Source organism: Streptomyces sp. NPDC004609 (genome assembly GCF_042873655.1).
Taxonomy (GTDB): Bacteria; Actinomycetota; Actinomycetes; order Streptomycetales; family Streptomycetaceae; genus Streptomyces.
In genome coordinates this window covers 38,515-51,573 of the sequence record NZ_JBIALS010000038.1, presented here as the reverse complement: position 1 = coordinate 51,573, position 13,059 = coordinate 38,515, and the positions used below count along the sequence as shown (strand labels likewise).

Below are 13,059 nucleotides of genomic sequence, written 5' to 3'. Positions count from 1 at the left end.
CAACCCACCCCGGCACCCGCTCACTTGCGCGATGTGCGAGTGGCGACACGTTACTTCCCCATCCGGCCGCAAAGCAGCCGTTTCCGGCCGCCGGTAGTCGATGTACCGTGTCGCCGTAGTCTGATGGGGTAGTCCCCATCCGTCCCTGGAGCATGTTTTGTACTTCACCGATCGCGGCATCGAGGAACTGGAGAAGCGGCGCGGCGAGGAGGAGGTCACCTTCGAGTGGCTCGCCGAGCAACTGCGTACGTTCGTCGATCTGAACCCCGACTTCGAGGTCCCGGTGGAGCGTCTGGCGACCTGGCTGGCGCGCCTGGACGACGAGGACGAGGACGAGTAGCAGGGGGCTCGCAGGTACCTCACCCGCGTCCCGCGCGCCGGAGCCCGTACGCGAGCGTCAGCGCGCCCTGCGCGATCAGCACCGCCCCGGCCGCCACCCAGCCGGCGCCGCCCCGCCGCAGCCCCCAGGCCGTCAGCGGGACCCCCGCCGCCAGTTGCGCCACGCCCAGCAGTTTGGGGCCGGTGCGGTCGCGGGGCTCGCGCAGCCAGTGGTCCAGGCTCTCCTCCACCGCGTGGAGTTCGGTCCGTACGGCATCGCGCCAGCCCGCCCACTCGACCGTCTCCGCGCCCGCCTCCCGTGCGGCGGCGAGGAGCCGGTCGGCCGGCGCGCCGAGGGTGAGTCCGCGCGGGAGTTCGAGTCCCGCCCGGGTCAGTACCGCGGCCAGCCCGGTCAGCCGGACCTGGGCGTCCGCGCCCGGATCGGGCAGGGTGAGGGGCTCCAGGTCCTGGACGTCGAGTACGGGATCCAGCCCGACGCGCTCCGCGAAGGTCAGCATCGCCTCGTCCTCCCCCACCGGTGTCCCGTCCCCGAGCCATACGTATCCGACGGGTCTGCGGAAGCCGGACGCCAGCGTGAATCCCGCCCCGTCGGCGTCCCACCAGAGCGCGAGCACGGGCCGTCCCGAGCCGACGGCGACGGCGAGCGCCGCCGCCCAGCCCCCGAGGACCCGGTCGACGGGTTCGTCCTCCCGCCAGGGGGTGCCCTCGGGGACCAGAACGCTCCACCCGTCGCCCGAGGGGGCGAGGAGTTGCCGCTCGCGCAGCAGCTGAGCGGGAGAACGTACGGCGGAGGGTTCGGCCCGGCAGAGCAGCAGCGCGCCCACGGGTGTCGCGTTCATGTGACCAACGCTAGATGACTTCGCCCCGCTATGACCCCTTATGGACGTACTGGCGCTCTGCCCGGCGGGGACGTCAACAGGCTTGACATCCTTCATTCGCGATATATCGTATTGACGAGAAGACGCGATATGTTGCGTCATGGGGCCGGGTCCATCCAGGAGGTCAGCGACATGGCAGAGTCGACGTGGGAGGTCTCGGAGCCGCGCAAGCTCACCTTCGACGCCCCTGTGACCGCGCTCAGCGTCCGTATCGTCAATGGAACGGTCAACGTCGTGGGGACGGACGAGGATTCCGCCCGTCTGGAGGTCGCGCGGATCGACGGCCCGCCGCTGATCGTCACCCGGGAGGGCTCGAACCTCGCGGTCGCCTACGAGGACCTGCCCTGGACGGACTGGCTGAAGTGGCTCGACCGCAAGGGCTGGAACCGCAGCGCGGTCGTGTCGCTCGCGGTTCCGGCGGGGGCCCGTGTCGAGGTCGGTGTCGTGGGCGCGGGAGCCGTGGTCTCCGGCATCCGGGGCGCGACGACCGTACGGGGAGTCAGCGGCGACACGACCCTGGTACGGCTCTCCGGCGCGGTCCGCGCCGACACCGTCTCCGGGAATCTGGAGGCCCAGGCGGTCACGGGCGATCTGCGCTACAACTCCGTGTCCGGTGATCTGACGGTGATCGAGAGCGCGGGCGCGTCCGTGCGGGCGGACTCCGTGAGCGGCGACATGCTCGTGGACCTCACCTCCCTCGACGAGGAGGCCGAGGTCCGGCCGGCCGACCTCAAGCTCAACACGGTCTCGGGCGAGGTGGCGATCCGGCTGCCGCATCCCGCGGACGCCCGGGTGAACGCGGAGACGGCGAGCGGTTCGGTCGCCAACGCCTTCGACGATCTGCGGGTCAGCGGCGAGTGGGGCGCGAAGAAGATCACCGGGACGCTCGGCGCGGGCACGGGCACCCTCAAGGCGACGACCGTCTCCGGCTCCATAGCGCTGTTGCGCAAGCCGCCCCGGGACGCCGACCCGGACCCGGCCGACGCCCCCACCACCGGAAAGGTGCTCTGACATGCCACCCGTCTTCGCCCACGGCCGTCTGCGCCTGTATCTGCTCAAGCTCCTGGACGAGGCTCCGCGCCACGGGTACGAGGTGATCCGGCTGCTGGAGGAGCGTTTCCACGGCCTGTACGCGCCGTCGGCGGGCACGGTCTATCCGCGGCTGGCCAAGCTGGAGGCCGAGGGGCTGGTCACCCACGCCACCGAGGGCGGCCGCAAGGTCTACTCGATCACCGAGGCCGGCCGTGAGGAGCTGGCCGGGCGCAGCGGTGAACTGGCCGATCTGGAGCTGGAGATCCGCGAGTCCGTGTCGGAGCTGGCCGCGGAGATCCGGGACGACGTGCGCGGCGCGGCGGGCAAACTGCGCAGCGAGATGCGGGCCGCCGCGTCGGAGACCCGGAAGGCGCCCGGCAGGAAGTCCTCCGGCAAGGCGAACGACTCCTGGCGCACGGCCAAGGAGGAGTGGCGCAAGGTCACCCACGAGTGGCAGGAGCAGGCGCGCCGCGCCAAGGACGAGTCCCGGCGCGCCCGTGAGGACGCGCAGCAGGCCCGCCGCCAGGCCAAGGAGGCGCAGGAGATGGCACGCGACGAGATGCAGCGGATCGCCAGGCAGGTCCAGGACCAGGTCCAGGGCCACTTCGCCCGGGGTGACTGGCCGACGGGCGTCCGCGAGGGGCTCACCGAGCTGTCCACGCAGATCAGCGGCCTGGCCCGCAGCGGGTGGCCGCCGCACAACAAGCAGGATGCCGCTCCGGAGGCCGCACCCGGGGCCGCGCCGCAGGCCGCACCGGACTGGTCCACCGACACCCCCTCGACGGGCGATCCCAGCCGGGACCTGGACCGTCTGCTGGACCGCTTCCGGGACGACATCCGCGACGCGGCCAGGGACCACGGGGTCACGGAGCTTCAGCTCGCCGAGGCGCGCCGCCTTCTCTCCACGGCCGCGGCGCACATCACGGCGCTGCTGCATCTGCCGAAGTCCGACCGCCGGGAGTCCGACTGACCGACGCCCGGCCTATGCCTGACCGGTGCCCGGCCCGACCCGTACTCGACCCGGCGGGCGTCGGTCGGTGGCGGACGTGCGACAGACGCACATCGCCCCTCGGGCGGGCCGAGGGGCGATGTGCCGGGGCGGGTGACCGACCTGGGGCGGCCGGGGTCCGTCCTGGGGCGTACCCCGGCCGCATGGCGCACCGCCGGGCCGTCGGGCCGCCGTCCGGGCCGCACCACGCACCCGCATCGGCGAGGACGGCCCGCGGGCGGCGACGGCGTCGGCAGGAGCGGGGATGTGTGCTATTGCGGCGGTACGGGCCGGTACGTGGCGATCAGGACGCCGCTCGTGGAGGTCTTCGTGTCCACGAGCGACAGGCGGCTCGGCACGGTCTCCTCGTCGAACAGCCGCTTCCCTCGGCCCAGGACCAGCGGGAAGACGAGCAGCCGGTACTCGTCGACGGCGTCCAGAGCGACCAGGGCCCGGAGCAGTTCCCCGCTGCCGAGCACCACGATGTCCCCCTCGGTGGCGCTCTTGATCCTTGCCACCTCCGCGGACAGATCCGGGCCGAGCCGCAGGGAGTTCGCCCAGCCGAGATCGTCGCCGAGGGTGCGCGAGACGACGTACTTGGGCATCGCGTTCATCGCCGCGACCGCGGGATCGGCGGGGTCGGCGTGCGGCCAGGTCGCCGCGAAGATCTCGTACGTCTTACGCCCCACGAGCATCGCCGACGCCCCGGCGGTGGCGGAGCTCATAAAGGTCTCCACGACCTCGTCGACGTACGGCAGGACCCATCCGCCCTGGTCGAACCCTCCCTCGCGGTCCTCGTCCGCCGACAGAACGGACTGCATGACGCCGTCCAGCGACATGAACTCGACGGCAACCAGATTCCCCATGGCGTGTGCTCCTTCGTACGTGCTGACTCCCTTGGTGGACGTTTCCGGCGCACCGGACGCATCGGTACCACGCCACGCAGGCCGTCCGCCCGCGCCGGAGCCGCGGCCTGGGAGACGCCCGTCCCGGCGTCCGGGCGGGCCGGCGAGGCCGCATGGGCGACCGGACGGCCGGGAATGGGCTCCTTCGACCGGCGGCCGCCTGCCGTGGACGGCCGGGCAGACGGGCAGCCGGACAGCCCGACATCGGCGGTGGCACGAAGACCTCCGCGCGGTGCGGTCCTGGCCGGCGCCACCACGCGGAGGCCTTCGCCGCGAGCGTCGCCCCGCCGAGCGCCGGGGCGACGCTCGTGATCGGTACGCCTTGGGTCTTTCGTTCGGATCGGGCCGGGCCGGGGAGCGGGGCCTGGTGCTGGGGGTACTCCCCCTGGCTCCGCCGGGAGGGACCCCCACCCGGCCGAAGGGCCGTGGGGGCCATCGGTGACCGGCACCGACGCGGCGGGGCACCCTCCCGTGCCCGCAGGGCTGCGGCGGAGAGGCGCGGTGCCGGGGCACACGAGCCCGGCACGATCCGGACGGAGACCCTAGGCCGGGGCGGCGCCGTACATCACCCGCTCCACCGACGTGTACGTCGCTCCGTGGTCCGCGAGGACCTCGGAGACCACGCCGGGCCGGGCCGTGAGCGCGAGGAGGAAGTGTTCGCCGCCGATACGGCGGTCACCGCGGCCCGTGGCGATACGGAGGGAATCGACCAGAGTGCCTTTGGCGGCGGAGGTGAAGGGCCGGCTCAGGGACCACCGGCGGCCGGCCCTGCGGCCGGTCCGGAGCACGCCCGGGCCGTGACTCTCCTCGACCCGCGCCACGATCTCGTCGACATCGATGCCGAGGCCCGCGAGCGCCTCCGCCTCGGACCGGGAGATCCCCGCGCGCCGACGGGCTTCGGAGAGGGCGCTCTCCACGGAGTCGCGCCGGTCCGTGATCCCGAGCGCGGTGAAGGCGAAGGCCGCCCGGGTACCCTCCTGCCCCAGCAGCGCGAGCAGCAGATGCTCCTCGGTGACGGCATCCGCGCCCGCCCGCTCGGAGACGGCCACGGACTGTTTCACGATGTCCCGGGCCTCCGGGGTGAACCGTTCGAACATCATCGCCTCCCGTGCTTCTTGTGCACGGCCTGCCGGCTGACGCCCAGCTCGGCCGCGATCTCCTGCCATGACCAGCCCTGATTGCGGGCGCTGCGCACCTGTACGGCCTCAAGCTGTTCGAGCAGCCGCCGCAGCGCGGCGACCGCCCGGAGCCCGACCCGTGGGTCACGGTCGCCCGCGCGCTCGGCGAGATCGGTTGCCTCAGTCATGACTGTCAATTTACATTGACAGTTGTCCACAGTCAACCCCGGTTGACGTGCATGGCCGTAGTCTCGAAGTGCCCCCGAAGAAGTGCAGCTCAGGAGGAGGGTGTCAGCACGATCTTTCCGAACAGCTCACCACCGGCCATCCGCTCGAACCCCTCCCGCGCCCGGTCCAGCGGGAGCACCTGGTCGATCACCGGCCGTACCCCCGTCGCCGCACAGAAGGAGAGGAGGTCCTCCAGTTCGTCCCTGGAACCCATCGTGGAGCCGACGACCTTCAGCTCCAGGAAGAAGATCCGCGTCAGCTCGGCGTGGGCGGGCCGGTCACCGCTGGTCGCGCCGGAGATCACCAGCGTCCCGCCGGGGCGCAGGGACTTGATCGAGTGCGACCAGGTCGCCGCCCCGACCGTCTCGATCACCGCGTCCACCCGCCCCGGGAGCCGCGCCCCCGGTTCGTAGGCCTCCTCCGCGCCCAGCTCCACCGCCCGCTTGCGCTTGGCCTCGTCCCGGCTCGTGGCGTACACCCGCAGCCCCGCGGCCCTGCCGAGGACGATCGCGGCGGTCGCGACGCCCCCGCCCGCGCCCTGGACGAGGACGGAGTCACCCGGGCGCACCCCGGCGTTGGTGAAGAGCATGCGGTACGCGGTGAGCCAGGCCGTCGGCAGACAGGCGGCCTGCTCGAAGCTCAGCTCCTTGGGCTTGGGCAGCACATTCCAGGCGGGCACGGTGACCTGCTCGGCGAAGGTGCCCTGGTAGTGCTCGGTGAGCAGGGAGCGGCGCTCGTGGAGCCCGACTCCGTGCCCGCTCTCGCCGATGACGGAGTGGAGCACCACCTCGTTGCCGTCGGCGTCGATCCCCGCGGCGTCACAGCCAAGGATCATCGGCAGTTTGTCCGCGGGGAGGCCGACGCCCCGCAGGGACCAGAGGTCGTGGTGGTTGAGGGAGGCGGCTTTGACGGTGACGGTGGTCCAGCCGGGGCGGACCTCGGGAGCCGGGCGCTCGCCCAGCTCCAGGCCATTCAGCGGATTGTCACGGTCGATACGGGCTGCGTAGGCGGCGAACATGGCCCGACCCTAGGGCGGTCCCCACCGGGGCGGAACGGGTCCCGGGTGTGACACGCGCCGCGTCCCCGGCGCGGCGGACGTCGACCGGGCACGGCCCACACCGACGGCCCACGGCCGCTTCCGCCCCGCCGGCAGACCACGGCCTCGCGCGGATCGCCCCGCCCGTACCGGCACACACCTCGGGCCTTCACCGGGTCGGAGCCCCACAGCCGCGACCGCCGCGACCTGGGTGGGCCGACCGCGCTCCGGAGGGATCGCGCGGGCCGGGGAGACCTCGGCCCGGGGGGACCTCGGCCCGCGGACCGGTCACCGTGCCACCCGGCCCGGGGCTTCCGTACGCACTCCGCCCTCCGCACCTCACCCGGGCGGGCGGGCGCCCCGGCGCGACCGGGCCCGCACGGAGCCACACGCCCACAGCCACACGCCGGGGCCCGCGCGGCGGCGCCATGCGCGACCTCGCGCCGGGCGGGACAGCGCAACGGGCCGCGTCGCGCCCCGCGGGGAACCCCTCGAACCCCGGGTGGGCGACACGGCCCGTTCCGTACGGCGGCGGACTCGGCGCGCAGGCGCCTCAGCGCCGGGCGACGCCTTCGGCCCGCGCGGCGGCGGCGACGGCGGCGGTGACCGCCGGGGCCACCCGCTCGTCGAACGGCGAGGGGATGACGTAGTCGGCGGCCAGCGCGTCGCCCACGACGTCCGCCAGCGCGTTCGCGGCGGCGATCTTCATGCCCTCGGTGATCCGGGACGCCCGCACCTGGAGCGCGCCCGCGAAGATCCCCGGGAAGGCGAGCACATTGTTGATCTGGTTCGGGAAGTCGCTGCGGCCCGTCGCCACGACCGCCGCGTACTTGTGCGCGACATCGGGGTGGACCTCGGGGTTCGGGTTGGCCATGGCGAAGACGTACGCGCCGGGGGCCATCGACGCGACGGCCTCCTCCGGCACCGTGCCGCCCGAGACGCCGATGAACACATCCGCGCCGGCCAGCGCGGACTCCAGCGAGCCGGAGAGCCCGGCCTTGTTGGTGAGCTCCGCCAGCTCGCGCTTCACGGCGTTCAGATCATCGCGGTCGCGGCTGACGATGCCCTTGCGGTCGGCGACCGCCACATCCCCCAGACCGGCCTCCAGCAGGAACTTCGCGATGGCGACACCGGCCGCGCCCGCGCCCGAGATCACCGCGCGCAGCTCGCCGAGGCCGCGCCCGGTCAGTTTCGCCGCGTTCCGCAGGGCCGCGAGGGTGACGACCGCCGTGCCGTGCTGGTCGTCGTGGAAGACGGGGATGTCCAGCCGCTCCTGGAGCTTGCGCTCGATCTCGAAGCAGCGCGGCGCGGAGATGTCCTCCAGGTTCACGCCGCCGAAGGACGGCGCGAGACGCACCACCGTCTCGACGATCTCGTCCGCGTCGGTCGTGGCGAGCGCGATCGGCACCGCGTCCACACCGCCGAACTGCTTGAACAGGATCGCCTTCCCCTCCATCACGGGGAGCGATGCCTCCGGGCCGATGTCACCGAGTCCGAGCACCGCGGTGCCGTCGGTCACGACGGCGACGACCTGCGACTTCCACGTGTAGTCGTGGACCAGGTCCGGCTGCTCGGCGATCGCGCTGCAGACCTTGGCGACGCCGGGGGTGTACGCGAGGGACAGGTCGTCCTTGTCCCGGATCGGCACCGTGGCCTGCACGGCCATCTTTCCGCCGCGGTGCAGCGCGAAGGCGGGATCGAAGGGCTCCCCGGGAGAGCCTTCGGTGCCGTTATCGGTGTCGCTGGGAGGATTGACGATCTCCGCTGCCATTGGGGTGACCCCTTAAGTCTTCATCGGTTGAGGGTTTCCACTCCTGGTGAGGAGGGGTGGGCGGGCACCGCGTACGTGCCCCGCCTCGGCGGTCTGGCCGCCCGGTGGGGGGAGGTACGTACGCGCGGGCGCGCCGCACACGCGCCCTGAGCCCCTGATGAGGGGTGTAAGAGTCCTTCATACCCGAACGAGGCGGCTGACGACGAGTCCATATCCCCTCAGGGGCAGCACTCATCGCCTCATGTCAGGGCATGGATAATTATGTCCTGTTGATCCGGCCTGTTGACGACCGGGGACCGCAGATCTTCCGGCAGGAAGGAGGCATTCCCGTGAATGGTCCGGTCCTGATGTACCGGCCTGAGGAGGGTCGGGGGTGTCCCGTTACCCGATTTTGACATGCCCGGGGACCTGAATGGGCTAGTCCGAATGGCAAGATGCCGAAAACATACAAGGTCGCGGCACTCGAAGACGGGTACGTGTCCGCGATACGACCAGGAAATGGCAGCTCTCTGACACGCCGGAGGATCCTGAAAATGACCGCACGCACCACACGCAGCACTGCCCCCGCGAAGCACCGGAAGTCCGTTGTCTCCCGGTTCACAGCGGTCGGTGCCCTCGCGGTCGCCGGCACCCTGCTGCTGACCGCATGCGGCGACCAGACCGACGGCGGCTCGAAGGAATCGGGCAGCGGCGACAGAACGTCGAACAGCGCTCCGCTCTTCGACAAGCTCCCGGAGAAGTACCAGAAGTCGGGCGTGATCAAGGTCGGCACCAACGCCGAGTACGCCCCCATGGAGTCCGTCGAGAACGGCAAGATCGTCGGTGTCGACCCCGACATCGCCGCCGAGCTGGGCAAGAAGCTGGGCGTGAAGTTCGAGTTCACCTCGGGCTCCTTCGACGGTCTGATCACCGCCCTGAACTCGGGCCGCCACGATGTGGCCATGTCGTCCATCACGGACAACAAACAGCGCCAGGAGGGCCTGGACGAGAACGGCAAGAAGCTCGGCAAGGGCGTCGACTTCGTCGACTACTTCGTCGCCGGCACCGCCGTCTACACCAAGAAGGGCAATCCCCAGGGGATCAAGTCCATCGCGGACCTGTGCGGCAAGGCCGCGGCCGTCCAGCGCGGCACCACCTACGAGAAGGCCCTCCAGACCCAGTCCAAGGCATGTCAGGACGCGGGCAAGCCCGCCGTCAAGATCGAGTCCTTCGAGAACGACACCGAGGCGCAGACCCGGGTGAAGTCCGGCGGGGCGGTGGCCGGTGTCAACGACTACCCGGTCGCGCTCGACCTGTCACGCAAGGCGGACGGCGGCAACGCGTTCGAGGTGGTCGGCGAGCAGATCGACGCCGGACCGTTCGGGATCGCCGTGAACAAGGAGAACACCGGCCTCCGCGACGCGCTCAAGGAGGCGGTCGACGCGATCATCGCGGACGGCTCGTACAAGAAGGTCCTGGAGAAGTGGGGCGCCACCAGCGGTGCGATCGACAAGGCCGCGATCAACGGCGGCAAGTGACCGAAGCGTCCCCGAAGGGCAGTCACCGTGACTGACAGTTCCGACAAGTTCGACAAGCCGCCCGGGGGGCAGGTCTCCAAGGAGTCCGGCTACCCCGGGGGCCCGGGTGGGCTGGCGCCCGAGGCGATCAAGGCCATTCCCGTGCGGCACATCGGCCGCTGGATCAGCGGTGTCGTCGTCATCGCGCTGCTGGCCGGTCTGATCTACGCGTTCTCGCAGGCCGACGTCCAGTGGAGCGCGGTCGGCGACAAGGTCTTCGACGAGTCCGTGCTCAAGGGCGCGGGCCGCACCCTGATGATCAGCGTGCTCGCGATGATCCTGGGCGTGGTGCTGGGCGTGATCCTCGCGGTCATGCGCCTCTCGAAGAACCCGGTGACCAGCTGGGTCGCCTGGCTGTACATCTGGTTCTTCCGGGGCACCCCGGTCTACGTCCAGCTGCTGCTCTGGTTCAACCTGGCACTGATCTTCCCCGTGCTGAACATCCCGGGCATCTACAAGGACGAGATGACCGACGTCATGACGCCGTTCATGTGCGCCCTGCTGGGCCTGGGTCTCAACGAGGCCGCGTACATGGCGGAGATCTGCCGCGCGGGCATCCTCTCGGTCGACGAGGGCCAGAGCGAGGCGTCCCACGCGCTCGGCATGACCCAGTCCAAGACCATGCGCCGGATCGTCCTGCCGCAGGCGCTGCGGGTGATCATCCCGCCGACGGGCAATGAGTTCATCAATATGCTCAAGACCTCGTCGCTGGTGTACGCGGTCACCTACAACGAGCTGCTCCGCTCCACCTCGCAGATCGGCTCCACGTCGTACGCGGTGATGGAGATGCTGTTCGTCGCGTCGATCTGGTACATCGTGATGACCAGCGTCTTCACGGTCGGCCAGTACTACCTGGAGCGGCGGTACGCCCGGGGGTCGCAGCGCAGTCTGCCGCCTACCCCCTGGCAGCGGGTCAGAGCCAACCTCGCCGGCCTCGGCAGGCGCGACGCGGGAGGTGTCCGATGAGCGCGATGGTGAAGGCGGAGGGTGTCCACAAGTCCTTCGGCGCCGCCCATATCCTCAAGGGCATCGATCTGGAGGTCGCCCCGCGTGAGGTCTTCTGTCTGATCGGCCCGTCCGGTTCCGGCAAGTCGACGTTCCTGCGGTGCATCAACCATCTGGAGAAGATCAACGCCGGACGGCTCTACGTGGACGGCGAACTGGTCGGCTACCGCCAGCGGGGCGACAAGCTGTACGAGCTGAAGGACAGCGAGGTCGCCCTGAAGCGCCGGGACATCGGCATGGTCTTCCAGCGCTTCAACCTCTTCCCGCACATGACCGCGCTGGAGAACATCGCGGAGGCGCCCGTCCAGGTCAGGGGCGAGTCCAGGTCGGTCGCCCGCGCCCGGGCGGAACGGCTCCTCGACCGGGTCGGCCTCGCGGACAAGGCGGGCAACTACCCGTCCCAGCTCTCCGGTGGCCAGCAGCAGCGGGTCGCGATCGCCCGTGCTCTGGCGATGGAGCCCAAGCTGATGCTCTTCGACGAGCCGACCTCGGCGCTCGATCCGGAGCTGGTGGGCGATGTCCTCGATGTCATGCGCTCTCTCGCCGAGGACGGTATGACGATGATCGTGGTCACGCACGAGATGGGCTTCGCGCGTGAGGTCGGTGACGCGCTGGTGTTCATGGACGACGGCATGGTGGTCGAGTCCGGCCACCCGCGTGACGTACTGACGAACCCCCAGCACGACCGGACGAAGTCGTTCCTGTCGAAGGTCCTCTGACGGACGGAGCAGTACACGCGGGTGTGGGCGGTACGGAACAGTCCGTACCGCCCACGTCCGTATCCGCCGGGGCCCTCAGTCCGGAGGAAGGAGCTCGGGCCGGGCGACCAGATCCCGGATTTCCGCAGGGGTGAGCCCCACGAAGTCATACGCGTGCGAGCGCTTCACGGGCTTCCTGAGACCGTGGTGGAACTCCCTGGGGCTCCCGCGCCCGTCGTCGGACCGGGTGAGGGCGAAGGCCCTGTCGCTCGCGGCCTGCTGGCCGTCCGCGAACAGCAGAACCCCACCGTCGGGGAGGGTGAGCAGGGCATGGGTCGCAACGGTCCAGGGCACGTCGGACTCGAAGGTCCCTGTCCCCGCCCACGTGGTGAGCGTCTGTCCGGAGGGCAGCTCCTGGCGCTTGCAGTTGTTCACCGGGAACCTCGGGGTGGACTTGCAGGTGTCGCTCAGCACGTCGACGGGCGCCTTGAGCCGTTCGACGGTCTCCTTCTCCATCACCGTGAAGCTCAGGCCGGTGTACCGCTTCTCGCCCTCCACGACACTGGTGACCAGATAGTGCCCGTCGAGCGGACCGATCTCCGGAATGACCGGGAGCTTGGCTCCCGGGGCGATCTGCTGCCCCGGAAGCCATAGCGGCCCCGCCTTCTCCTTCTCGACCTTGGTGATGTTCGGGAACAGCGCGGTCAGCACCTTGCCGAGTTGCTCTGCCTGTTCCCTGCCCCTGCTGTCCTCGGGAGTGATCCCCTGCGCCGCGACGGAGGACTTGTCGTCCTTCGGTCCGGTGCCGAGGCCGTCCAGCACCGGCACGGCGGCCACCGCCGCCAGGACCACCGCCACGACCGCGCCGGCCACCGCGCCTCTGCGCCGCCGACGGGCCTTCGCGGCACCGGCGTACACCGTCTCCGTGGTGACGGCGGACCGCCCACTGCCCTCGGCGGACTGCTCGGCTCGCTCCAGAAGCACCTTGATGTCGCTCATGCGAACTCCTCCCGCACCTCGGCGCGCAGCACCGCAAGCCCCCGGGACGTATGGCTCTTGACCGTGTTCTCCCGCATCCCGAGCAGCCTCGCGGTCTCCGCGACGCTCAGGTCCTCCCAGTACCGCAGCACCACCACCGCGCGCTGCTTGGCATTGAGCCGCCCGAGCGCGGCCCGGACCACGACACCGGTGTCGTGGTCGGAGACCTGCTCGGGCACCTCGGGAAGTGCTCCGTACGCGTGCTCCCGCCGCCAGAACCGGCGGCGGGACGCGATGAACGTGTTGATCAGCGTCTTGCGCGCGTACGCCTCGATGTTGTCCAGACGCACATGGCGCCGACCACCGAGCACCACTTTGACCAGCGTCGTCTGCACGAGGTCATCGGCCTCGTCCCGGTCCCCGCACAGCAGAAAGGCACTACGGAGCAGCGCCGTCCGCCGTGCTTCCACGAACTGGCGCAGCGCGGCATCATCCTCGGTCCGCGTCATCCCGCCCCTTCCCGGTCC

The 13,059-nt window shown here is 70.8% G+C and carries 14 protein-coding genes; 6 read left to right on the top strand and 8 right to left on the bottom strand.

What is annotated here, in order from left to right; all coding sequences use genetic code 11:
* Positions 1-157 precede the first annotated feature (157 nt).
* Positions 158-340: a DUF6104 family protein gene (locus tag ACFYT4_RS29715; protein WP_003961784.1), complete on the top strand. Its 183-nt coding sequence runs from the start codon at positions 158-160 to the stop codon at positions 338-340.
* A 19-nt stretch (positions 341-359) separates the two neighbouring features.
* Here ACFYT4_RS29715 and ACFYT4_RS29710 read toward each other — a convergent pair whose 3' ends face one another.
* Complete coding sequence (locus ACFYT4_RS29710; protein WP_389275683.1) at positions 360-1,178, bottom strand: hypothetical protein; 819 nt, start codon at positions 1,176-1,178, stop codon at positions 360-362.
* Positions 1,179-1,349: 171 nt separating this feature from the next.
* Here ACFYT4_RS29710 and ACFYT4_RS29705 point away from each other — a divergent pair, with 171 nt between their 5' ends.
* The gene (locus ACFYT4_RS29705; RefSeq protein ID WP_389275680.1) at positions 1,350-2,228 is read left to right on the top strand and encodes a DUF4097 domain-containing protein; all 879 of its coding nucleotides are present in this window, start codon (positions 1,350-1,352) and stop codon (positions 2,226-2,228) included.
* Position 2,229: 1 nt separating this feature from the next.
* A complete protein-coding gene (locus ACFYT4_RS29700; RefSeq protein WP_389275677.1) occupies positions 2,230-3,219 on the top strand; it encodes a helix-turn-helix transcriptional regulator in 990 nt (329 codons plus the stop codon).
* A 290-nt stretch (positions 3,220-3,509) separates the two neighbouring features.
* On the opposite strand, the gene ACFYT4_RS29695 is transcribed toward ACFYT4_RS29700, so the two are convergent.
* From ACFYT4_RS29695 to ACFYT4_RS29675, 5 genes are all read right to left on the bottom strand, one after another.
* A complete protein-coding gene (locus ACFYT4_RS29695) occupies positions 3,510-4,103 on the bottom strand; it encodes a dihydrofolate reductase family protein (RefSeq protein ID WP_389275674.1) in 594 nt (197 codons plus the stop codon).
* A 581-nt stretch (positions 4,104-4,684) separates the two neighbouring features.
* Positions 4,685-5,239 carry a Clp protease N-terminal domain-containing protein gene (locus ACFYT4_RS29690; protein ID WP_389275738.1) on the bottom strand — a complete coding sequence of 185 codons (555 nt, stop codon included), beginning with the start codon at positions 5,237-5,239 and terminating at the stop codon, positions 4,685-4,687.
* The gene (locus tag ACFYT4_RS29685) at positions 5,239-5,448 is read right to left on the bottom strand and encodes a helix-turn-helix domain-containing protein (protein WP_055624179.1); all 210 of its coding nucleotides are present in this window, start codon (positions 5,446-5,448) and stop codon (positions 5,239-5,241) included. The genes ACFYT4_RS29690 and ACFYT4_RS29685 overlap by 1 nt, the downstream gene beginning before the upstream one ends.
* 89 nt (positions 5,449-5,537) lie before the next feature.
* Entirely contained in the window at positions 5,538-6,506 is a 969-nt protein-coding gene (locus ACFYT4_RS29680; protein WP_389275671.1) for a zinc-binding dehydrogenase, read from the bottom strand.
* Positions 6,507-7,077: 571 nt separating this feature from the next.
* Positions 7,078-8,295 carry an NADP-dependent malic enzyme gene (locus ACFYT4_RS29675; protein WP_389275668.1) on the bottom strand — a complete coding sequence of 406 codons (1,218 nt, stop codon included), beginning with the start codon at positions 8,293-8,295 and terminating at the stop codon, positions 7,078-7,080.
* A gap of 533 nt (positions 8,296-8,828) precedes the next feature.
* On the opposite strand from ACFYT4_RS29675, the gene ACFYT4_RS29670 reads away from it, so the two are divergent.
* The 3 genes from ACFYT4_RS29670 to ACFYT4_RS29660 are packed head-to-tail and all read left to right on the top strand — an operon-like array spanning position 8,829 to position 11,575.
* A complete protein-coding gene (locus tag ACFYT4_RS29670; protein WP_389275665.1) occupies positions 8,829-9,812 on the top strand; it encodes an ABC transporter substrate-binding protein in 984 nt (327 codons plus the stop codon).
* A gap of 27 nt (positions 9,813-9,839) precedes the next feature.
* Positions 9,840-10,817 carry an amino acid ABC transporter permease gene (locus ACFYT4_RS29665; RefSeq protein WP_389275662.1) on the top strand — a complete coding sequence of 326 codons (978 nt, stop codon included), beginning with the start codon at positions 9,840-9,842 and terminating at the stop codon, positions 10,815-10,817.
* Positions 10,814-11,575, top strand: a complete 762-nt coding sequence (locus ACFYT4_RS29660; RefSeq protein WP_389275659.1) for an amino acid ABC transporter ATP-binding protein — start codon at positions 10,814-10,816, stop codon at positions 11,573-11,575. Before ACFYT4_RS29665 ends, ACFYT4_RS29660 begins: the two co-directional genes overlap by 4 nt.
* 75 nt (positions 11,576-11,650) lie before the next feature.
* Here ACFYT4_RS29660 and ACFYT4_RS29655 read toward each other — a convergent pair whose 3' ends face one another.
* Together ACFYT4_RS29655 and ACFYT4_RS29650 are read right to left on the bottom strand one after the other, a co-directional pair.
* On the bottom strand, positions 11,651-12,553 hold the full coding sequence (locus ACFYT4_RS29655; protein ID WP_389275656.1) for a hypothetical protein: 903 nt from the start codon (positions 12,551-12,553) through the stop codon (positions 11,651-11,653).
* Positions 12,550-13,041 (bottom strand): SigE family RNA polymerase sigma factor, encoded by a 492-nt coding sequence (locus tag ACFYT4_RS29650; protein ID WP_389275654.1) that lies wholly within the window; start codon positions 13,039-13,041, stop codon positions 12,550-12,552. Before ACFYT4_RS29650 ends, ACFYT4_RS29655 begins: the two co-directional genes overlap by 4 nt.
* Positions 13,042-13,059: the final 18 nt, after the last annotated feature.